This window comes from Phycicoccus sp. HDW14 (assembly GCF_011383005.1).
GTDB lineage: Bacteria > Actinomycetota > Actinomycetes > Actinomycetales > Dermatophilaceae > Phycicoccus.
The window spans coordinates 3707342-3729919 of sequence record NZ_CP049935.1 but is presented as its reverse complement, the minus strand read 5'-3'; the positions used below and the strand labels follow the sequence as shown (position 1 = coordinate 3729919).

The 22578-nt window shown below is 74.9% G+C and carries 7 protein-coding genes and 1 riboswitch; of the genes, 1 reads left to right on the top strand and 6 read right to left on the bottom strand.

Annotated elements, in window-relative coordinates; translation table 11 throughout:
* Positions 1-4: 4 nt before the first annotated feature.
* The 5 genes from G7075_RS18300 to G7075_RS18280 form a co-directional block, all read right to left on the bottom strand.
* Positions 5-4105 (bottom strand): DUF11 domain-containing protein, encoded by a 4101-nt coding sequence (locus G7075_RS18300; protein WP_166123894.1) that lies wholly within the window; start codon positions 4103-4105, stop codon positions 5-7.
* Positions 4106-4131: 26 nt separating this feature from the next.
* Positions 4132-10671 carry a DUF11 domain-containing protein gene (locus G7075_RS18295; RefSeq protein WP_166123893.1) on the bottom strand — a complete coding sequence of 2180 codons (6540 nt, stop codon included), beginning with the start codon at positions 10669-10671 and terminating at the stop codon, positions 4132-4134.
* Positions 10668-18212, bottom strand: a complete 7545-nt coding sequence (locus G7075_RS18290; protein ID WP_166123892.1) for a DUF11 domain-containing protein — start codon at positions 18210-18212, stop codon at positions 10668-10670. Before G7075_RS18290 ends, G7075_RS18295 begins: the two co-directional genes overlap by 4 nt.
* A gap of 264 nt (positions 18213-18476) precedes the next feature.
* On the bottom strand, positions 18477-20729 hold the full coding sequence (locus G7075_RS18285; protein WP_240917743.1) for an ATP-binding cassette domain-containing protein: 2253 nt from the start codon (positions 20727-20729) through the stop codon (positions 18477-18479).
* 4 nt (positions 20730-20733) lie between these two features.
* Positions 20734-21435 carry an ECF transporter S component gene (locus G7075_RS18280; RefSeq protein ID WP_166123891.1) on the bottom strand — a complete coding sequence of 234 codons (702 nt, stop codon included), beginning with the start codon at positions 21433-21435 and terminating at the stop codon, positions 20734-20736.
* Positions 21436-21525: 90 nt separating this feature from the next.
* Positions 21526-21628, bottom strand: a riboswitch (TPP riboswitch).
* A gap of 100 nt (positions 21629-21728) precedes the next feature.
* Here G7075_RS18280 and G7075_RS18275 point away from each other — a divergent pair.
* On the top strand, positions 21729-22004 hold the full coding sequence (locus tag G7075_RS18275; RefSeq protein ID WP_166123890.1) for a DUF4235 domain-containing protein: 276 nt from the start codon (positions 21729-21731) through the stop codon (positions 22002-22004).
* 24 nt (positions 22005-22028) lie between these two features.
* On the opposite strand, the gene G7075_RS18270 is transcribed toward G7075_RS18275, so the two are convergent.
* A complete protein-coding gene (locus G7075_RS18270) occupies positions 22029-22526 on the bottom strand; it encodes a hypothetical protein (protein WP_166123889.1) in 498 nt (165 codons plus the stop codon).
* Between the last annotated feature and the right edge of the window lie 52 nt (positions 22527-22578).

The window sequence follows — 22578 nt, the reverse complement described above, 5'->3', positions numbered from 1 at the left end:
TCCATCACGCCCGGCGGCCGGACGCGCCCCGGGTCCCACGGCGCCGGGAGCCGAGCACGGCGAGCAGGCCGGCGAGCACGAGCAGGAGGCCCAGCCCCACGCCGCGCATCAGCTCGACGCCCGTCTGGGCCAGGGGTCCCCCGCCGCCGGCCGGCGGCGGCACCGCGCCGTCAACGGCCGCGACGACCGCGGAGTCGGCTCCGGACACGACGTCGTCGTACGGGTCGGTGGCCGCGACACCGGCGCGGTTGACGACCCGGCCGGTGCGCACCTCGGCCGCCGTCACGACGTGCGTGCGCGTCAGGCCCGGGCAGGCCTGCGTCGCACCGGGGGCCAGCGGACCGGCCGTGCACAGGGCACCCGCGAGGCCGAGCATCGGGTCGGTGAGGCGGATGTCGGTGAGCGGCGTCTGCCCGGTGTTGCGGACCGAGAACGTGTACTCGATGCGCTCGCCGGCGTCGGCGCGGCCGTCACCGTCCTCGTCGAGCAGGCGGGCGGTCTTGGCCAGCTCGATGCCGGCGGACGGACGGGTCTCGACGACGGCCACGCTCTCGCTCGGCGCCGGGTCCGGGACGCCGGCGGCGTCGCTGACGGCCGTCGCGACCGCGACGTTGCGGATCGACCCGGTGGCCGCGTCGGCCGGGGTCACGACGTAGGCGAGCACCGAGCAGTCGAGCGAGGCGCCGGGCGCCAGGGCGGTGTCGGGGCAGGTGACGGCACCGCCGAGGCGCGGGTCGGAGACCGCCACGCCGGTGAGCGTGACGGTGCCGGTGTTCGTCACGCGGAAGCCGTAGCGGATGGTCTCGCCGGCCGAGGCCACGCCGTCGCCGTCCGTGTCGTCGAGCGTTCCCGTCTTCACCAGGTCGAGGGCCGCGACGCCGGCCAGCGTGACCGTGACGGCGTCGGTCGCGGCGACGCGGGGGCCGCTCGGACCGCCCGAGGTGCCCGACGCGGTGGCCGTGTTGTCGACCCGCCCGGCGTCGAGGTCGGCCTGGGTCACCGTGTAGGTGGCGGTGCACTCACGGTCGGCCCCGGGCGCGAGGGGCCCTGTGCCACAGGCCAGCGCAGTGAGGCCGAGGCGCTCGTCATCGACGGCGACCCCGACGAGCGAGGTCGTGCCGGTGTTCGTCACGGTGAACGTGTAGGTCACCGTGTCGCCGGCGTCCGGCCGGCCCGAGTCGTTGGCGTCGACGACCGCGCCCGCCGACTTCTCGAGGGCGATGCCGGCTGCCGCGTCGAGCTCGACGGTCGCGGTGTCGACGGCCGAGACCGGCGCGTCGTCCGGGTCGGTGGCGCGCGCCGTCGCCGTGTTGTCGACGCGGCCGGCGTCGACGTCGGCCTGGGTCAGGACGTACGGGTCGGCGGTGCACGTGGTGGACGCGCCGGCGACGAGCGTGGCGACCGGGCAGCGGACGGTTCCGACGAGCGGGTCCTCGACCTCGAGCCCGTCGAGCGTCGTCGTCCCGGTGTTGCGGACGACGAAGGTGTACCCAACGGTGTCGCCGGCGTCGGCACGTCCGGAGCGGTTGGCGTCGACCACCGCGCCCGCCGTCTTCGTCAGCTCCAGGGCGGCCAGCCGGTCGAGCCGGACGACCGCCGACGCGTCGTCGGTCACCGTGCCGCCGCTGCCGGCCACCCCGGTGACCGTCGCCGTGTTGAGCACCGCCCCCGCGTCGAGGTCGGAGCCGGTGAGGACGTAGGTCACCGTGCCGGTGCAGGCCGCGGTGGCGCCCGGTGCGAGGGGTCCGGCCGTGCAGGGCAGCCCCGTGGCACCCACCCGCGGGTCGTCGACGACGAGGTCGCTCAGCGACACGTCGCCGGTGTTGCGGACGGTGAAGGCGAACTCGACCTCGTCGCCGGCCGACACCCGACCGTCGTCGTTCGTGTCCCGGACCCCGGAGGCGGTCTTGGTCAGCTCGACCGACGCGGCCGGCGCCAGGACCACGGTCGCGGCGTCCTCGGCGCGCAGTGCGGCGCCACGGCTGTCGGTGCCGCGGACGGCGGCGACGTTGTCGACCCGCCCGGCGTCGACGTCGCCCTGGGTCAGGACGTGGTCGCGCTCGCACGAGGTGGCGACGCCCGGCGCGAGCGAGGTGTCGCCGCACGTGACGCCGACCAGCCCGAGGCGGGCGTCGTCGAGGACGAGGCCGGAGACCGTGGTCGCGCCGGTGTTCGTCACCGTGAAGCGGTAGGTGACGGTGTCCCCCGCGTCGTCGCGGCCGGAGCCGTTGGTGTCGGCGACACCGACGACGGCCTTGACGAGGGTCAGGGCGCCGGCCGGCGCGAGGTCGGCGGTGGCCGAGTCGGTGGCCTGCACCGGGTCGCCGACGGGGGGCGTGCCGATGGCCGTCGCGGTGTTGGTCACCGTGCCGGCGTCGACGTCGGCCTGGGTCAGCGCGTAGGCCGGCGGCACGCAGGTGCGCGTCTCCCCGGGTGCGAGGCCGCCTGCACCGCAGGCGAACCCGGTGAGGCCGAGCAGCGGGTCGTCGACGACGACCGGGTCGAGGGTCACGGTGCCCCGGTTGGTCACGGCCAGGCTCCACGTGACCGTGTCGCCGGCGTCGACGCCGTTGGCGTCACCGTCGACCACGGCGCCAGCGGTCTTGGTGAGCGACACCGCGGCCACGCCGTCGAGGGTCACCCGCACCGAGTCGTCGTCGGACACGACCGCGACCGGGCTCGACGCCGTGACCCGCGCCGTGTTGTCGACGCGCCCCGCGTCGACGTCGGCCTGGGTGAGGGTGTGGTCGGCGGCCGTGCAGGTGGTCGAGGCGCCGGCGGCCAGGGTCGTGGCCGCACAGGTGACCGTGCCGAGCAGGGGGTCGGACACGGACACGCCGGTGAGCGTGACGTTGGAGGTGTTCTCGACCCGGAGCAGGAAGCCGACCGTGTCACCGGCGTCGACGCGCCCGGAGCGGTTGGTGTCGACGACGTCTCCGGCGGTCTTGACGAGCCGCACCTGCGCGACGCGGTCGAGCGTCGCCGTGGCGCTCGCGTCGTCGCCGACCGTGCCACCGGACGGCGTCCCGGCCTCGACGGTCGCGGTGTTGTCGACCCTGCCGGCGTCGATGTCGGCGGCCGTCAGCCGGTACGGGGCGGGGGCCTCGCAGGTGACGCTGGCCCGCGGGGCGAGCGGCCCTGCGGCACAGACGAACCCGTCGAGCCCGAGGAGGGGGTCGGTGACCGCGGGCGAGGTGAGGGTCGTCGTGCCGGTGTTGGTGACGACGAACGTGTAGGTGAGCCGGTCGCCGGCGCTCGGCCGGCCGTCACCGTCGACGTCGTCGACGGCCGACACCGACTTGTCGAGGCGCACGGACGACGGCCCGGCGACGGGCACGGTGGCCGTGTCGTCGTCGGTGACCGGGTCGCCGGCCGGCGTGCGCGCGGTGCCGGTGGCCGTGTTGGCGACCTCACCGGTGTCGACGTCGGACTGGGTCAGCACGTAGGTCGTCGGCGGGCAGGCGACGGTGGCTCCGGGGTCGAGCGCCCCCGTGCCGCAGCGCAGGCCGGTGAGGCCGAGGCGGGAGTCGTCGACGGCGACGTCGGTGAGGCGGGTCGAGCCGGTGTTGGTCACGGCGAGCCGGTAGGTGACGGTGTCGCCGGCGTCGGTGCGGCCCGAGCCGTTGGCGTCGACGACCGCACCGGCGGTCTTGTCGAGCCGCAGGCTGCCGGACGGCGAGAGCCGCGTCGTCACCGTGTCACTGGCCGTCGTCTCGACGTCCTGCGGGTCGAGCCCGACGGCCGTCGCGGTGTTGTCCACGCGCCCGGCGTCGACGTCGGCCTGGGTCAGCTCGTAGGCCGGTGCGCTGCAGGTGGTCTCGTCGCCCGGACGCAGCGTGATGGCGGCGCACCGGATGTCGTCGAGGTTCGGGTCGGCCACCTGGATGACCCGCACGGTGACGTTGGAGACGTTCCGCACCGTGAAGGCGTACGTGACCGTGTCCCCGGCGGAGTCGACACCGTCACCGTTCGCGTCGACGACCGCGGAGGCCGACTTCACCAGCGTCAGCCGGGCCAGCGTCGTCATCGGCGTCGTGGTCGAGGACGAGGCGCTCGGGGCTGTCCCGGCCGGCGGGACGGCGGCGGCGGTCGCGGTGTTCGACACCGCGCCGGCGTCGACGTCGTCCTGCGTCAGGGTGTAGGTCCAGGTCCGGTCGCAGGGCAGGCTCGCCCCGGGGCCAGCGGACCGGCCGAGCAGGCCGCGGCGTCGAGGCCCAGCAGGGGGTCGGTGAGCCGCACGTCGCGCAGCGTCGTCGTCCCGTCGTTGCGCACGACGAACGAGTACTCGATGGTGTCGCCGGCGTCGGCCCCGTTGCCGTCGACGTCGGAGATGGCCGACGCCGTCTTCGTCAGGGCCAGGGCGTTGCGGCCGTCGACCGGGAGGTCGACGCTGTCGGCCGGCGCGGTGATCTCCTCGCCGTCGGGGGTGAACCCGGACGCCGTGGCGCTGTTGGTGACCCCGCCCCGGTCGAGGTCGGTCTGGGTGAGCGTGTAGCTGCCGGAGCAGACGACCGACTCACCGGGCGAGAGGGTCGCGACGCAGCGCAGGGCCGTGAGGCCGATGCGCGGGTCGGCGACGGTGAGCAGGGCGAGGGTCTGGGTGCCGGTGTTGGTCACCCGGAACGAGTACTCGACGACGTCACCGGCGTCGGTGGTCGTCGGGTCGAGCCCGCGGTCCGTGGTCGGCGTTCCGGCGGTCTTGACGAGCGACATCCCGTTCGTGACCGGCACGCGCAGGGTGGCGGAGGCGTCGGCGCGGGTCGGTGTGCCGTCCGGGCCGATCGCGGTGGCCGTCGCCGTGTTGTCGACCCGGCCGGCGTCGACGTCGGCCTGGGTCAGCACGTACGGGTCGCTCGTGCACGCGGTCGAGGCGCCCGGGGCCAAGGTGGCCGTGCCGCACAGCGCGTCCTCGAGGCCGAGCCGGGCGTCGGTGAGGTCCACCGCCGTGAGCGTGACGTTCGCGGTGTTGGTGATCGTGAAGCCGTAGGTCACCGTGTCGCCGGCGTCGGGGCGCCCGCTCCCGTTCGCGTCGACGACGGCCCCGACGGTCTTGTCGAGCCGCAGCTGCGCGACCCGGTCGAGCGGCGTGACGGTCGACGAGCTGTCGGTCGGGGCCGTCCCCGTCGGCGTCGTGGCCGTCGCCGTCGCGGTGTTCGCGACCGAGCCGGCGTCGACGTCGGCCTGGGTCAGGGTGTGCACGTACGCGGTGTCGCAGCCGACCGACTGCCCGGGCAGGAGCGGGCCGGCCGTGCACGTGGCCCCGTCGAGGCCGAGCATCGCGTCGGTGATCCGGACCGACGAGAGCCGGGTGGTGCCGGTGTTCCGGACGCCGAAGGTGTAGGTGATGGTGTCGCCCGCGTCGGCGCCGTTGCCGTCGAGGTCGGCGATCGCCGACGCGACCTTCGTCAGGTCGAGGCCGGGTGCCGTGGCGAGCACGACGGAGGCCGACGCGTCGTCGGAGACCGAGCGCCCGGTGGGCGTCGTGCCGGTCGCGACGGCGGTGTTGTCGACCCGGCCGCGGTCGACCTCCTCCTGCGTGAGCACGAGGTCGGCGGTGCACGTGGCCGACGCCCCGGGCGCGAGCGTCGCGGCGCACGGGATGGCCGTCGTGCCGACGACCTCGTCGCGCACGCTGACGTCGGAGAGGGTCACGGCCCCCGAGTTGGTCACGGTGAACGTGTACGTGACGGTGTCGCCGGCGTCCTGGCGGCCGCTGCCGTTCGTGTCGCGCACCGGGCCGGCGGACTTCGCGAGGGTGACCCCGGGCGGGCCGTCGAGGCGGGTCGTCGTCGCGTCGTCGTCGGTGACGGCGCGGCCGGCGGGGTCGGTGCCGGTGGCCGTCGCGGTGTTCGTCACCGCACCCGAGTCGAGGTCGGCCTGCGTCAGGGTGAGGACGGGGCCGCTGCACGTGCGGGTCGTGCCGGGCTCGAGCGGGCCCGTGCCGCACGGGAGCCCGGTGATGCCCAGCCTCGGGTCGTCGACGCGCACCGGGTCGAGCCGGGTGGTGCCCGTGTTCGTCACCCGGAACGCGTAGGCGATGGTGTCGCCGGCGTCGACCCGGCCGCTCGCGTCGGCGTCGGTGACGCCGCCGGACTCCTTGACGAGGACGAGGCCGCTCGCCTGCGGCAGCGGCACGCTGACGACGTCGGCGGCGGTGACGACACCCTGCGGACCGGTGGCCGTCACCTCGGCACGGTTGTCGACGGCGCCGCGGTCGAGGTCGTCCTGGGTGAGGACGTGGGCCGCGGCCGTGCAGGTCGTGGACGCCCCCGGCGCCAGGGTGGTGTCGGGGCAGGTGACGGCGCCGACGAGGGGGTCGCCGACGACGACGCCGCGCAGCGTGACGTTCGAGGTGTTGCGGACGAGGAAGCGGTAGGTGACGGTGTCGCCGGCGTCGACCCGCTCGGGGTCGGCCCCCTGCGCGACGGTCGGGTCGCCGGCCGTCTTGTCGAGCGTGACCTGGGCGAGGTTGTCGACCGCCACCGAGGCCCGCGCGGTGTCGGTCGCGGTCCGGCCGAGCGCGTCGGTGCCGGTGACGACGGCCGCGTTCTCGACCGTGCCGGCGTCGACGTCGTCCTGCGAGAGCGCGTACGTCGCGCTGCAGCGGACCACGGCACCGGGCGCGAGCGACGCGGCACAGGGCAGGGCGTCGACCCCGATCCGCGGGTCGGAGACGGTGACCCCGGTGAGCGTCGGGGCCCCGGTGTTCGTCACCGTGAAGGTCCACGTCACGGTGTCGCCCGCGTCCGGCCCGTTGCCGTCGCCGTCGACGACGGCCGAGCCCTCCTTGACGAGGTCGACGAGCGGGGTCGTGGCGACCGCGCGGGTTGCCTGGTCGCTGTCGGTGACGCGACCCCCAGTCGCGGCCGCGGCCGAGACGACGGCGGTGTTGTCGACGACGCCCGCGTCGACCTCGCCCTGCGTGAGGACGTGGGAACCGCGGACGGCGCAGGCGGTCGTGGCCCCCGGCAGCAGCGGCCCGCCGGCGCACAGGGCCCCGGACAGGCCGGCCACCGGGTCGTCGAGGCGGAGGTCGGTGAGGCTGACGGCGCCGGTGTTGCGGACCGAGAAGGTGTACTCGACGGTGTCGCCGGCGTCCTGGCGGCCCGAGCCGTTGGCGTCGACGACGGCGCCGGCCGTCTTCGTCAGCTCGACCCCGGAGGGCCCACCGACGACCACCGAGGCCGTGTCGTCGTCGCTGACCGTGGCGCCCCGCGGGGTCGCGGCCCGGGCCGTGGCCGTGTTGTCGACCCGGTCGGCGTCGACGTCGGCCTGGGTCAGCACGTAGGTCGCGGTGCACGACGTGCTGGCACCGGGGGCGAGGACGGCCGCCCCGCAGCTGCTCTGGGCCCGGGCGATCCGGCTGTCCTCCACCGTGACCGCGCTGAGCGTGACGGTCGAGGTGTTGGTGACCGTGAAGCCGTAGGTGACGGTGTCGCCGGCGTCACGGCGGCCGTCGCCGTCGGTGTCGGCGACGCCGAGCACGGCCTTGTCCAGCCGGAGCACGGCGAGGGTGTCGACCGGCACGGTGGCGGTGGCGTCGTCGGTGGCGGTGGCCCCCACGGTGCTCGTCCCCGTGGCCGTCGCGGTGTTCGACACCGCGCCGGCGTCGACCTCGGCCTGGGTGAGGACGTGGACGTAGGAGCCGGCGCAGGGCTGCACCGTGAAGGGGCCGAGCGGCGTCGTCGTGCAGACCTCGCCGTCGAGACCGAGGAGCGGGTCGTCGACCGTGACCCGGGTCAGCGTCGCGGACCCGGTGTTGCGCACCGAGAACGTGTACTCGACGGTGTCGCCGGCGTCGGGTCCGTTGCCGTCGACGTCGGTGACCGCCGAGGCCGTCTTGGTCAGCTCGACCGACGTCGTCGGGCGGATGGTCACGGAGGCCGCGTCGTCGTCGGCGACCCCGTCACCCCGGGGGTCGGTGGCCGAGGCGGTCGCCGTGTTGTCGATCCGGCCGGCGTCGACGTCGGCCTGGGTCAGCGTGTAGGTGACCGAGCAGGACGCGGTGGCGCCCGGGGCCACGGTGGCGCCGCAGGCCAGCCCCGAGACACCGATCCGGGCGTCGTCGACGGTGACGCCCGTGAGCGTCGTCGCACCGGTGTTGCGGACGGCGAACGTGTAGGTGACGGTGTCGCCGACGCCCTCGCGCCCCGAGCCGTTGGCGTCGACCACGGGTCCGGCGGTCTTGGTGAGCGACAGGCCGGACGGCGCCGACCAGGTGACCGACTCGACGTCGGTGGCGGTGACGACGGTGTGGCGCGGGTCCTCGGCGCGGACGGTCGCCGTGTTGTCGACGCGTCCGGCATCCACCTCGGACTGGGTCAGCCGGTGGCCGGCGGCGGTGCACACGGTGGAGGCGCCCGGCGCGAGCGTGGTGTCGGGGCAGGTGACCTCACCGGCCAGCGGGTCCTCGACGCGCACCGCCGTCAGGGTCACGGTCGTCGTGTTCGTCACCGTGAACGTCCAGCGCACGGTGTCGCCGGCACTCACCGCGCCCGAGCCGTCGGTGTCCTCCGGGGCCGAGCCGCGCTTGTCGAGGGCGACCGACGCCACGCTGTCGACGGGCGTGAGGGTCGAGCTCGTCGCGGTCGGCGGGGTGCCGTACGGCGGGGTGGCCGTCGCCGTCGCCGTGTTGGCGACCGCGCCGGCGTCGACGTCGGCCTGGGTCAGCGTGTAGGTCGCCGTGCTCGCGCAGGTCACCGTCGCCCCGGGGGCCACCGGACCCGCCGTGCACAGCGCCCCGCTCGTGCCGGTGCGGGGGTCGGTGACGCGGACGTCGGTGAGGCTCGTCGACCCGAGGTTGCGGACGCTGAACGAGTAGGTGACCGTGTCGCCGGCGTCGGGCCCGTTGCCGTCGGCGTCGAGGACACCGGAGGCGGTCTTGGTCAGGGCCAGCTGGGCCGACCCCCCGACGGCGACCCGCGCGCTCGAGGTGTCGGTGGCCACCGACGCGTCCGGGCGCACGCCGCGGGCGGTCGCCGTGTTGTCGACGGTGCCGGCGTCGAGGTCGGCCTGCGTGAGGACGTGGGGGCGCGTGCAGGTGGCCGACGCCCCGGGCGCCAGGGTCGCGGGACCGCACCGCTCGGCGACGACACCGAGGAACGGGTCGCTGAACGAGACGTCGGTCAGGGTCACGGTCGAGGCGTTGCGCACGGTGAAGCCGTAGGTCACCGTGTCGCCCGCGTCGACGCGCCCGTCGGCGTTGGTGTCCGCCACGGCCGAGGCGGTCTTCGTCAGCTCGATGCCGCCGCTGCTCGACAGGACCAGGGTCGCGTCGTCCTGCGCGGTGGCCGTGCCGGCCGAGCCCGTGGCCCGGGCAGTGGCCGTGTTGAGCACGCGTCCGGCGTCGAGGTCGGCCTGGGTCAGGGTGTACGCCGGGCTGGTGCACGACCGGGTCGAGCCGGGGACCAGGGGGGTGGACCCGGCGCAGGAGAACCCGGTGAGGCCGAGGCGCGCGTCGTCGACGAGCACGCTGCGCAGCGTCGTCGTCCCGGTGTTGAGCACCGAGAACGTGTAGGTGACGGTGTCGCCGGCGTCGACGGTGCCCGAGGTGTTGGTGTCGAGGACCGCGCCGGCGACCTTGTCCAGCTGCATCGCGTCGACCTGGGCGATGGGCAGGACGACGGTGTCGGAGCTCGCGACGGGGTCGCCGCCCGGTTCGGTGGCCGTGGCCGTGGCGGTGTTGGTGAGGGCGCCGCCGTCGGCCTCGGCCTGGGTGATGGTGACGGCCGGCGCCGTGCACGTCGCCTGCTCCCCCGGCCCGAGGGTCGTCGGGGCGCAGGTGACCACACCCACCAGCGGGTCGCTGATCCGCAGGTCGGTCAGCGTGACGGCCGCCGAGTTGGTCACCGTGAAGGTGAACGTCACCCGGTCGCCGGCGTCCACCCGGCCGCTGCCGTTGGTGTCGGTGACGCCGCCGATGCCCTTGTCGAGGGAGATCGCCGCGACCTGGTCGACCGGGGTGGTGGCGGTGTCGGAGTCGCTGACCGGGACGCCGACCTGCGGGCGGCCGGTGGCGGTGGCGGTGTTGACGATCGACCCGGAGTCGACGTCCTCCTGGGTGAGGACGTACGGCCGCGGACCCTGGCAGGTGACGCTGGCGCCGGGCGCGACCGGGCCCGGGCTGCAGAGGTAGTCCTTGAGCCCGAGCTTCTCGTCGGTGACGCGGATGTCGCGCAGCGTCGTCGCCCCGGTGTTGGTGACGGTGAAGGTGTAGGTGACCTCGTCGCCGTCGCTCGGCAGGCCGTCGTCGTTGGCGTCGCGCAGCTCGCCGCCGGCCTTGAGCAGCAGCAGCGCCGAGGTGGGGGCCAGCGGGGTGAGCACCGAGTCCTGGCCCGGCGGCGTGCTGGTGCCGCCACCCGGGGTGGTGCCGGTGACGGTGGCGACGTTCTCGACCAGTGCCGAGTCGACGTCACCCTGGGCCAGGACGAACGGCGGCGCGGTGCACGACACGGTCTGCCCCGGCGCCACCGGGCCCGCCGCGCAGAGGTAGCCGGTGAGCCGCAGCTTGTTGTCGTTGACGACGACGTTGCTGACGGTGACGCTGCCGGTGTTGGTCACCGAGAACGAGTAGGTGATGGTGTCGCCCGCGTCGGTGCCGTTGCCGTCGAGGTCGGCGACGTCGGACGCGGTCTTGTCGAGGGCCAGGGTGCTCGGCGGGCTGAGCGTCACCGTGGCCGAGGCCGACGCGGTGGCCGGGGTGCCCGCGGGTCGAGGGCGCTCGCCGACGCGGTGTTGACGACCGTGCCGGCATCGAGGTCGCCCTGGGTCAGGCGGTACGGCGCGGCCGTGCACGTGGTGCTCGCGCCCGGGGCCAGGGTGGTCGCGGCGCAGGTGACGGTGCCCAGCCGGGCATCGGTCACGGTGACGCCGGTGAGCGTGACGGTCGAGACGTTGCGGACGGTGAAGGTGTAGGCGACCGTGTCGCCGGCGCTCTGCCGGCCGTCGGCGTTGGCGTCGAGCACCGCCCCCGCCGTCTTGGTCAGGGCGACGGCCGCGACGGTGGTCAGCGTCGTCGTCGTGCTCGACTGGCCGGTGACGGTTCCCCCGGACGCGCCCGTGGCCGTCGCGGTGGCCGTGTTGGAGACCGCGCCCGCGTCGACGTCGGCCTGGGTCAGCGTGTAGGTGCGGGTCGCCGTGCAGTCGGAGGAGGCGCCGGGTGCCAGCGGGCCGCTCACGCAGACGACACCGGCGAGGCCGAGCTTCGCGTCGTCGAGCCGCACGTCGGTGAGCGAGACGTTGCCGGTGTTCTGGACGGCGAACGAGTACGTGACGGTGTCGCCGGCGTCCGCCCCGTTGCCGTCGAGGTCGGCGACCGCCGAGGCCCGCTTGGTCAGCTCGACCGCCGGGGCAGGGGTCAGGGTGCGGGTCGCCGCCGCGGTCGCCGAGACGGTGCCGCCCGTGGGTGAGGTCGCCGCGGCCGTGGCCGAGTTGTCGACCCGTCCGGCGTTGAGGTCGGCCTGGGTCAGCGTGTACGCCGGCGCCGTGCACGTGACGGTGCCGCCCGGCGCGACCGGCCCTGCGCCGCAGGCGTAGTCGACGACGCCGAGCCGAGCGTCGGTGACCCGCGGCGCGGTGAGCGTCGTCGCGCCGGTGTTGCGCAGCGTGAACGTGTAGGTGACGGTGTCGCCGGCGTCCTGCCGACCCGAGCCGTTCGCGTCGACGACCGCACCGGCGGTCTTCGTCGCGGTGACCGAGCTCGGCGGCGTGACGTCGCGCAGGGCCGTCGAGGTGGCGGTCACGGTGGCGCCGCCGGGGGTGCGCCCGGAGGCCGTCACCGTGTTCTGGACGCGGCCGGCGTCGACCTCGGCCTGGGTCAGGGTGAACACGTAGCCCGAGCAGGTGGTCGAGGCGCCCGGGGCGAGCGTGCCGGTGCCGCAGACCTCGCCGGACAGGCCGAGCATCGCGTCGCTGATGCGCACGAGGGTGAGGGTGACGTTCGAGGTGTTGGTCACCCGGAACGAGTACGCGACCGTGTCGCCCGCGTCCTGGCGGCCGCTGCCGTTCGCGTCGGTGACGGCGCCCGCGGTCTTCGTCACCGTCAGGGCGGCGAGCTGGTCGACGTCGCGGACCGCGCTGGCCGAGGCCGTCGGCCGGGCACCGGAGCGCGGCGTGGCCGAGGCGGTGGCGGTGTTGACGACCTGGCCGGAGTCGAGGTCGGCCTGGGTCAGTGTGTAGGTCGCCGACGGGCAGGACGTGGTCGCGCCGGGGGCCAGGGGGCCGGCGGCGCAGACGCTGTTCGACAGGCCAAGCCTCGCGTCGTCGAGGCGGATGTCGTCGAGCGTCGCACCGCCGGTGTTGCGCACCGTGAACGAGTAGGTGACCGTGTCGCCGGCGTCCGGGCCGTTGTCGTCGACGTCGACCACCGCGCCGGCCGTCTTCGTGAGGACGATCGAGTTCGTCGGGGTGACCGCCCGGGTCGCCGTGCTCGTCGCGACGGGCGTGGTGCCGCCGCTCGGGGTCGTGGCCGTCGCGGAGGCGGTGTTGGTCAGGCCCCCGGCGTCGACGTCGGCCTGGGTCAGCACGTAGTCGCGCGGCGCCACGCAGCTGACCGTCTGCCCGGGGGCGATCGGGCCGGGGGCGCAGGTGAAGGCCGCGAGCCCGAGCTTCGGGTCGATGACCACGCCGTCGCGCAGGGTGCTGGCGCCGGTGTTCGTCACCTCGAAGGTGTAGGCGACGGTGTCGCCGGCGTCCTGGCCGTTGGCGTCGAGGTCGGTGACCGCTCCCGCGACCTTGCGCAGCGACACGGTCGAGGTCGGCGCGAACGCCCGGCGCTCGGTGTCGGTCGCCGTCACCGGGCCGCTCGGGGCCGTGCCGTCGACGGTCGCGGTGTTCTCGACCCAGCCGGCGTCGACATCGGCCTGGGTCAGCACGTACGGCGCGGGCGCGGCACAGGTGGCGGTCGCACCCGGGGCCAGCGGCCCTGCGACACAGGCCGACCCGGTGAGCCCGAGCTTGGCGTCGCTGACCGTCAGCGCCGTGAGGCTCTGGCTGCCGGTGTTGGTCACCCGGAAGGAGTACGCGATGGTGTCGCCGACGTCGGGGCCGTTGCCGTCGAGGTCCTGCACCGGGTCGCTGACCTTGACGAGGGCCACCGAGCGGGTCGGGACGAGGGTGACGACGGCCGAGGCGCTCGCCGTGGTGGTCGCGCCGGCCGGCGTCGTGCCGGTGACCCCGGCGGTGTTGTCGACCCGTCCCGCGTCGAGGTCGGCCTGGGTGAGGACGTAGGCGGCGGCGGAGCAGGTGGTCGACTGGCCCGGGGTCAACGTGGTGCGGACGCAGGTGACCGGGCCGAGCTTGGCGTCGGTGACCGTGATGTTGCCGAGCGTGACGTTCGAGGTGTTGGTCACGGTGAACGAGTAGGTGACCCGGTCGCCGGCGTCCTGGCGGCCGCTGCCGTTGGTGTCGGCGACCGCACCGGCCGTCTTGGTGAGCGAGAGGGCGGCCACGGTCGTCACGGGCGTCGTCGTGCCCGAGGTCGCGGTGGGGGCGGTGCCGCTCGGCGGGGTCGCGGTGGCCGACGCGGTGTTGGTCGCCGAGCCGGCGTCGACGTCGGCCTGGGTGATCGGGTAGGCGACGATCGTGGAGCAGGTGGCGGTGGCTCCGGGGGCGAGGGTCGCGACGCACGGGGCCGCGGAGAGACCGAGCTTGGCGTCGGTGACGGTCACGGCCGTGAGGGTCGTCGAGCCGGTGTTGCGCACCGAGAAGCCGTAGGTGATCCGGTCACCGGCCGAGGGGCGTCCGTCGCCGTTGGTGTCGGCGATGCCCGACGCGGTCTTGGTGAGGGTGAGGGCGTTCGAGGGCGCGATGGTCACCGTGGCCGACGAGGTGCCGCTCACCGGCGTCGCTCCGTTCGGTGGCGTGCCGGTCGCGGTGGCGGTGTTGACCACCGAGCCGCCGTCGACGTCGGCCTGGGTCAGCGTGTAGGTGCGCGAGCAGGAGGTCGTGGCCCCGGGGGCGAGGGGGCCGGCGGAGCACAGCACCGACGCCAGGCCGAGCCGGGCGTCACCGATGCGCAGGTCACTGAGCGCCGTCGACCCGGTGTTGCGGATCGAGAACGTGTAGGTGACGGTGTCGCCCGCGTCCTGGCGACCGCTGGAGTTCGCGTCGACGACCGCGCCGGCCGTCTTGGTGAGGACCAGTGAGGCGGTCTGGGTCGGCGTCGTCGTCGAGTCGGTGTCGGTGACGGCCGGGAGGAACGGCGGCGTGCCGGTGGCCGTGGCCGTGTTGGTGACCGATCCGGCACTGACGTCGGCCGCGGTGACCGTGTACGGGCCGGACACCGGGCACGCCGTGCTCTCGCCCACCGACAGCGCGGGGTCGGCGCAGGGGGCGGTGATGCCGGCCGCCGCGAGGCGCGGGTCGCTCACCGTGACGCCGGCGAGGGCGATCGTGCCGGTGTTGCGGACCGTGAAACCCCACGTGATCCGGTCACCGGCGTCGGTGAGGCCGTTGCCGTTGACGTCCTGGACGCCGAGCACGGTCTTCACGAGGTCGATGCCCGGGGCCGGCGGGGTCGGCGGTGCGAGGCACGCGGAGTTGTTCGCGGTGCCGCCCGCCTCCTGGCCTGCCGGCAGCGAGGCCGCGTTGTACAGGCCGGAGCCGGGGCCCGCGCAGGCGGTCGAGGCCGTCGTGCGCGTCATGTGCAGGCGCACGGTGACGGTCCACGTCTGGGACGTCGTGCCCCCGATGGCCGTGCCCGCCGGGGCGAGGGTGAAGGGTCCGGTGGTCGCGGAGGACCCGGTGGTCGGGCCGGTCCACGAGGCGCCCTCGACGACGAGGCCGGGGCCGAACGCCGGGGTGTCGGTCAGGGCGCCGTACGTGGTGGGGGTCTGCCCGGAGTTGACGACCTGCACCGTGTACGTGGCGGTGTAGCGGCCGGTCTCGGGGTCGAGGGGGCCCAGGGCTCCGGCGGTCTTGACCACGTCCAGCGAGGCGGCCGAGGCCACCGGGGTCGAGGTGCCCGAGGTGTTCGAGGTGACCGAGCCGCCGGTGATCGCGCTGGCGGCCGCGGTGGCGGTGTTGGTCACCGCGCCGGCCGTGACGTCGGCGCTGGTCACCGTGTAGACCGGGGACGTCGTGCACGTGGCGGTGGCGCCGGGGGCGAGGCTGCCGGTGGTGCAGGCGACGGCGCTCAGGCCGAGCTTGGCGTCGGTGACGGTGAGGGTCGACAGCGTGACGTTGCCGGTGTTCGTGACCGTGAAGGTGTAGCGGATGCGGTCACCCGGGTCGGTCACCCCGTTGGTGTTGACGTCGGTCACGTCGGCGACGGCCTTGGTCAGCGACAGCCGCGGGGCCGGGGGCAGCGGGGTGGACGTCGAGGAGGTGCCCGTCGTCGTCACGCCGTTGGGCGCCCGGCCGCTGACCGAGGCCGTGTTGTTCACCGCGCCGGAGTCGACATCGGCCTGGGTCACGATGTGGGACACCGCGGTGCAGGTCATCGAGACCCCGACGGCCAGCGTGCTCGCCGGGCAGGTCAGGGCCGGAGCGCCGACCTTCGCGTCGGTGAGCGCGACGGTGTCGAGGTCGACGTTGCCACTGTTGCGGACGACGAACGAGTAGACGATGCGGTCACCGGCGTCGGCGCCGTTGGCATCGAGGTCCTGGAGGGCGCCGGCGCTCTTGGTGAGGGTCAGCGCGGGGGCGGGCGGTGCCGGGGGCGTGGCGCAGGCGGTGTTGTCGGCGGCGGCCCCGGCCTCCTGGCCCGCGGGCAGGGCGGCGCTGTTGGACAGGCCGGTCCCGGGGCCGGCGCAGGCCGTGGCCTGGGTGCCGTTGGTGTACCGGAAGGTCACGACGACGGTGTAGGTGTGCGTCGCCCCGGCGGCGATGCTCGTGCCCGCGGCGCCGATGGAGTACGGTCCCGCGCCCGTCGCGGAGCCGGTGGCCTGGCCGGACCACGAGGCCCCGGTGGCCTGCAGGTTGGCCGCGAACGCCGGTGTGTCGGTGAGGGGTCCGTAGGTGCCGGCACCGTTGCCGGTGTTGGCGACCGTCACCGAGTAGGTCGCCCGGTAGGTGCCGTCGCCGGCCGGGCCGGTGACCGCGCCCGCCGTCTTGGCGACGTTGAGCGTGGGCTTCGTGACGGTGACCGTCGCGGTGTCGGTGTCGGAGGTCGACGTCGTGCTGACGTTGCCCGTACCGGTGGCCGTCGCCGTGTTGGTCGTCGTCGTCGAGAGCGTCTGGGTCAGCGTGTAGACCCACGACTCCCCCACCTGGAGCAGGTTGTCGGCGTTGGTGTCACCGGTGTGGGTCTGGCTGACCGTTCCCTTGTCGTCGGCCAGGGTGACCGCGCGCAGCGGCTCGTTCCCGGTGTTGATGACGGTGTACGTGTACGTGACCGGCCCGCTGATGTTGACGGTGGTCGGGCTCGCGGCCTTGGTCACCTGGATGCCGGGGGTGTACGCGAGGTTGCACGTCGGGTCGCCGGCGCCCGCGACGCCCGGGTCGTCGGACAGGGTGGTGGTCACGCCGCTGGCCGTCACCGTGGCCTGGTTGCAGACCGAGCGCACGGAGGCGGTCAGGGCGTTGACGGTGACCCGGAAGGTGACGGTTGCCGACGCGCCCTTGGCCACGATGCCGCTGTTGACGCCGGCCGAGTTCACTGCCCGCGCAGCGGAGTACGGGAAGAACGGCGCGCTGCCGGTGTCGGCGACGGCCGCGCCGTTGAGGGTCGTCGAGTTCCGCACGTAGGTGGTGTTGGCCGGGACCGCGTCCTGCACGGTCGTCGCGAGCGCCGACAGGGTGCCGAGGTTGTCGACCTTGACCGTGTAGGTCAGCGTCTCGCCGCCGGCGACCGGGGTGCTCGGCGAGACCGTCTTGGTCACGCGCAGCGCGGGCTTGGGGATGGCGCACGAGGCGAGGTCGCCGACGATCCGCAGGTTGGTGCCGGTCGACTGCTGGGTGACCGTCCCGAGGTCGGGGTCGACCTTGTACAGGGCGTACTGCGAGGTACTGGTGTTCGTCGAGGTGGCGTAGAGCGTGCCGTCGGCCGCGAAGGCCAAGCCGTTGTAGAACGCGCCGACGGTCGGCGCGGCGAAGGTGTTGACGAGCTGGGCGCTGGGGGTCGCGGTGGCGAGCGAGGCCGCCGTGATCCGGTAGAGGTAGGTGGTCGTGGCGTCGGCGGCGAGCACGTACATCGTCCCGTTGCCGTCGAAGGCGATGTCGCCCGACTGCAGCGAGGAGAACGCGACCCCGTTGCTCGTCGTCGGTGTCTTGCCGGCCGAGAAGCCCCCGGCCGCGGTCCACGAGTAGAGCAGGCCTGCGTTGTTGAACGTCCAGAGCCGGCCGTCGACGTCGAAGGCCAGCCGGTTGCTCGTGAACTCGAGGTTGGCCGTTCCGTCGGCGACCTTGGTCTGGACCTGCGTGGCGAGGTCGATCCGGTAGAGGGAGTTGGCGAACGTCCCCGCGGTGACCGTGCCGCGTGGCGCGTAGTAGAGGAAGTCCGGGTCCTTGGGGTTGATCGCGATCGCCGAGCTGTTGACGTTGCCCGTCGACCCCGGCGGGTTGAAGTTCCCCACGACGCTGGCCGGAGTCGGGAAGATCTTGCCGTAGGTGCCGGGCGCCGAGGTCGAGGAGCCGACCGAGCCGTACCAGATCGTCGAGCAGGGGGTGATCGGCTGCTGGACGGTCACCGTGGCCTGGGCGGTGCGGGGCAGCGAGCCGTCGCACTGCACCGGGCAGAAGCTGCCGTAGCCGAAGGAGAAGCTCGCGGTGTTCGTCGTGGTCGCGGTGACGGTGGTCGTGCAGCGGAAGACGAGGGTCTGGCCGGCGTCGAAGACCCGCGTGTTGTCGACCCCGGCGGTCGAGCCGCCGGACACGTACGACACGGCCGGGCAGACGCTGTCGGTGGCCGACTGGAAGTACAGCCTCGTGTCACCGGTGTTGACCAGCGTGTAGGTGTAGGTGACCGACCCGCCCTCGTAGGGCAGCGAGGTGGGGTTGGCGGCCACCGCGAGCGTGTAGGCGGGTGACACGGCGGCGGCGAGGGCGCCGGGGCGGGACGCGGCGGGCTGCGCAGCGGGAGCGGCCTGGGCAGCGGGAGCGGACTGCGGGACCGTCGCGGCGACCGCGGTGGTGGCCGGGGTCGCGGCGAGGGCGGCGGCCGGCAGGACCACCGTGCCGCCGAGGGCGGCGACGAGCGCGGAGACGACGAGGACGGCGACCCGCCGCCCGGCCGGGAGCTGTCTGCCCGCACGGGATCGGGGGACCCTGTTCACGAGCCCGCGCACCGTCTCTGACCACCTTCACGTCACCCGGTGGCCCCTTCCACCGGAGGGCCGGCCGGCCCCTTGCTGCTGATCGCGACGCGGCCTGTGGGCATACGTTGCGCCGCCACCCTAGAGCCGGTGACAACGGTGTCTCGACACCCCGGGGGCATCTTGACGAAGTCCATACCAACCCTTGACCTTCATCCCGGCCCCGGCGGGCTCCGATGACCCCCTCGAGGCCGGCGGCGGAGGTGCCGTCGACCCCGGCGCAGGTCAGCGGGCCACGAGCGCGACGACCGTCGGGAGGGCCGCGAGGAGCACGAGGAGGGTGTCGCGGGGGCGCCACGGCGCCGGCGCCCACCACGTGCGCCGTCGGGCCGTCGCGAACCCGCGCGCGTCCATCGCCACCGCGAGGTCGGCCGCGGCCCGCAGGGTGCGCACGAGGAGGCCCAGGGTCAGCGCGCCGAGGTGGCCCACGACCGTGCCGGGACGCCGCGGCGAGACCCCGAGCCCCCGGACCCGCCGGGCCCGCCCGATCTCGGCCCACACCTGACCGAAGGTGTGCACGCGCTGGATGGCGGCCGCCGTCGCGACCACCGGTCGGTCGGGCAGCCCGAGGCGCTGGGCGAGGTGGTCACCGAGGCGGTCGGGGTCGACCCACGGCACGAGCACCGCCGAGGGCAGGACGATGACGAGCACCCGGAGGGCGACGGTCGACGCGGTGTCGAGGTCGTGCCCCGCGAGCCACCAGGTCGACCACCCGACGCTCACGGCGGCGAGGGCACCCGGCACCAACCGCAGCAGCACGCCGCGCAGCCGGCGCGGCGGCGGCGAGCCCCGGCCCGGGGCGGCGAGGGCGACGACGGCCAGCACCACCTGGACGGCGAGGACGGCCAGCGAGGTGCTCCAGTGCGGCGAGACGACCCCGGCCGGGATGGCGAGCAGCGCACCGGCGAGCAGGGCCAGCGGACCGCAGCGGGCGGCGAGAGGCATCCGTCCGGGCGAAGGCACCGGGCTGCCCCGCACCGGTTCCCGCACGTCGTGCACCGCGTCGGCGCGTGCCACGACGGCGGCGTCGTGGGTGGCGGCGACGACCGCCCCGCCGGCCACGCGGTACGCGGCGACGAGGCCGACGACCGCCGCCCAGGTGTGCCGGTCCTGGCCGATGGTCGGCTCGTCGGCGAGCAGCACGGGCGGGCCGTGGTGCAACGCCGCGAGGACCGCGAGCCGACGCTGCTCGCCGCCGGACAGCTCGCGCGGGTCGGCGTCCGCGAGGTGCCCCAGCCCGAGGGCGTCGAGCATCCGGCGCGCCCGCTCGACGTCGTCGGCGTCCTCGGCGTCGCCGTCAGCGGTCCGCACCGCCCGCGAGGTCGCGAGCACCTCGTCGAGGACGCTGCCGGCGACGATCGTCGAGCTGGCCCACTGCGGCACCCAGGCGAGGGCCCCGGCAAGCGCCGGCGCGTCGAGCGCCGCGGGGTCGGCGGGCCCGGCCCCGGTGGTGACGCGGACGGCATCCGCCGGGTCGGGGGCGAGGAAGCCGGCCAGCGCCTGCAGCAGCGTCGACTTGCCGGACCCGCTGGGGCCGACGAGGACGGCGAGGCTCCCGGGCGCGGCGGCGAGCGGGCGCTCGAGCCGGGCGGCCCGGGCGGTCCGGGTCGTGCCGTCGAGCAGGCGGGTCGTGCGCTCGACGGTGAACGGCTCGGCGCGCAGGGCCGGACCGGCGGCGCGCGCCCGCAGCAGCCCCGGGTCCATCGGGACGGGGTCCGGGGCCGGCGCGCCCGGCACCCAGATGCCGAGGTCGAGCAGCCGTCCGCGCTCGACGGCGAGGACCTCCTCGACCGGGCCGTCGGCCGCCACCGCGCCGTCATGGTCGAGGACGACGAGCCGCTCGACGAGGTCGACCCAGGGGCCGAGGACGTGCTCGACGACGACGAGGGTGCGACGCTCGCGGGCCCCCAGGCCGGCGACGGCGTCGCGCACCTCGGCCGCGCAGGCGGGGTCGAGCATCGCCGTCGGCTCGTCGAGCAGGAGCAGCGAGGGGTCGAGGGCCAGCGCGCCGGCGAGCGCCAGCCGCTGGGTCTGCCCGCCGGACAGCGCCGAGGTGGGTGTGTCGAGGGGGAGGTCGCCGAGGCCCACCGCGGCGAGGGCGCCGCGCACGACGGCGGGCATCGACTCGCGGGGCGCCCCGACGTTCTCGAGCCCGAAGGCGACGTCGCGCCCGACCGTGGCGGCCACGACCCCGCTGCCCGGCTCCTGGAGGACCAGCCCGACGGCACCGGGACGCTCACCCGGCGCGGCCCCGTCGAGGGTCACCGCGCCGGTCAGCTCGCCCGCCTCGACCGACCCGAGCAGGCCGGTCAGCGCCCGCAGGAGGGTCGACTTGCCCGCCCCCGACGGCCCGACGAGCAGGACGCGCTCGCCGGGCCGCAGGACCAGGTCGACGTCGCGGAGCACCGGCTCGCGGCGACCGTACGGACGCCAGGTGAGCCCGCGGACCTCGACGAGACCGGGGTGGATGGTGGTCACCGGCTCAGACGGCACCGGCCTCGCGCTCCTCCTGGCCGGCCGGGAACGCCGACAGCGCCCCCGCCCGGGCCAGCGCGCGGGTCAGCAGCCACCCGACGACGCCGGCCAGGAGCGCGCCCGAGACGGCGAGCGCGACGAGGTAGGCGACCTTGTCGCGCGGCAGCAGCTCGCCGTACCAGGCGCCGCCGCCGGTCAGCGCGCCGAGGACGGGCACGTCGGCCCACGACGCCGGCACGCTGAAGGTCTCGAAGACCCACTCGAGCGGCACCGCGAGGACCCCGGCGAGGACGGCCGCGAGCGGCCGGTAGTAGCGGTAGCCGAGGAGGGCGAAGGCCAGCTCGGCGCCGAGGCCCTGGAGGACGCCGCTGACGAGCGTCGTGGCGCCCCACTGGGTGCCGGGCAGCATCGAGACGAGCGCCGCGACGACCTCGCAGAGCAGGGCGGCGCCCGGCCGGCGCACGACGAGCCCGCCGACGACGGCCGCGAGGAACCACGGCCCGGCGAACAGGCCGCTCAGCGGCACGTAGGCGAGCGAGACGGCCTTGGCGAGGGGGTCGTAGGCGAAGGCCCAGCCCCAGAAGACGATGCCGAAGGCGGCACCGAGGAAGGTGACGGTGAGGATGTCGACGGTGCGCCAGCCCAGGAGCGGGCGGGTCGCGGTGATGGAGCGCCGGGTCGCCGGCGCCTCGGTGGTGGTCGTGGCCATGATGGTGCTTCTCCCGTGGTCGGTGATGACCTCGGGGAGGCGTGACCCCGCCGGCACCCGGACCCCGAGGAGCCGAGCGTGGCGGGAGCACGCCTGAGATTCCCGACTCCCTTCGCCGGTGCTAACCGGATCAGGTTCGAGGGTCTGCGGCGGACCGCACTCTCAGCGCCTGGGCGCTCCCCTGTCGTTGGACCCCCAGAGCATAGCGCCGTGCGGGTTAGGGTGAACAGGACCGGGTAGGCAGTGGCCTGACCTGCTCTCGACACGTTGCCGCACCGCGAAGGGACGCACCCATGGGAAAGCTCGCCTGGAAGATCCTCGGGACCGGCGGGCCCATCCTCGCCGGGATCATCGCCACCAAGCTCGTCGACACCGTCTGGGCCAAGGCCGGCCAGGACGAGGTCAACCCGAAGAACCCCGACGCCCCCGTCGTCAAGGCGCTCACCTACGCGGCCGTGATGGGCCTGGCCGTGGGTGCCGCCCGCACGCTCGCCGAGCGCCAGGCCGCGCAGTACTACCGCCGGTCCGCCGGGCACCTGCCGAAGGACATCCGCACCGAGCCGGTCTGACCCGAGCGCTCGGCCGGCGTCCGGTCACCCGAGCGAACGGCGCCCGGCATCGTCCCGGAGCGCCTCGACCGCATTCATCGCTCCCGGAGGAAGTCCGGCCCCCGGACGGTCGAGCCAGACGGCAGCAGCGGCGTCCAGCCGGCCCCACTCATTCGGGCGCAGGTGCTCGCCCAAGGTGCTCCCGCGCAGCGCCTCCGCCATCACCAGCATGTTCTCCACCTCGTGCCAGCGGCGTTTCCGGTCGTGCCGGAGGAGGTAGACGAGCTGACGCTGGACGTGTCCGGCGATGGCCGGCTCGAGGCCGCGCCACTCGGAGGGAGTCGCCGTGGCCCGGATGGCGGTCAGCGCCGCGAACCCGGCACCGCGCTGCTGCGTCCCCCCTGTCATGTGGTCGAGCGAGGACACCAGGAGGTCGAGGGTGCGCTGGCGACGGGCCGCTCGGACCGTGACGACCGCGGATCCGCCGGCGACGACGAGCGCGACGAACGCGGCGATGACCGCGCTGGTCGCCTCTGAGGACATCCTCCGAGGCTCCTCCGGCGCGCGGACGGAGTCAACGCCGCCCGCCGGGACG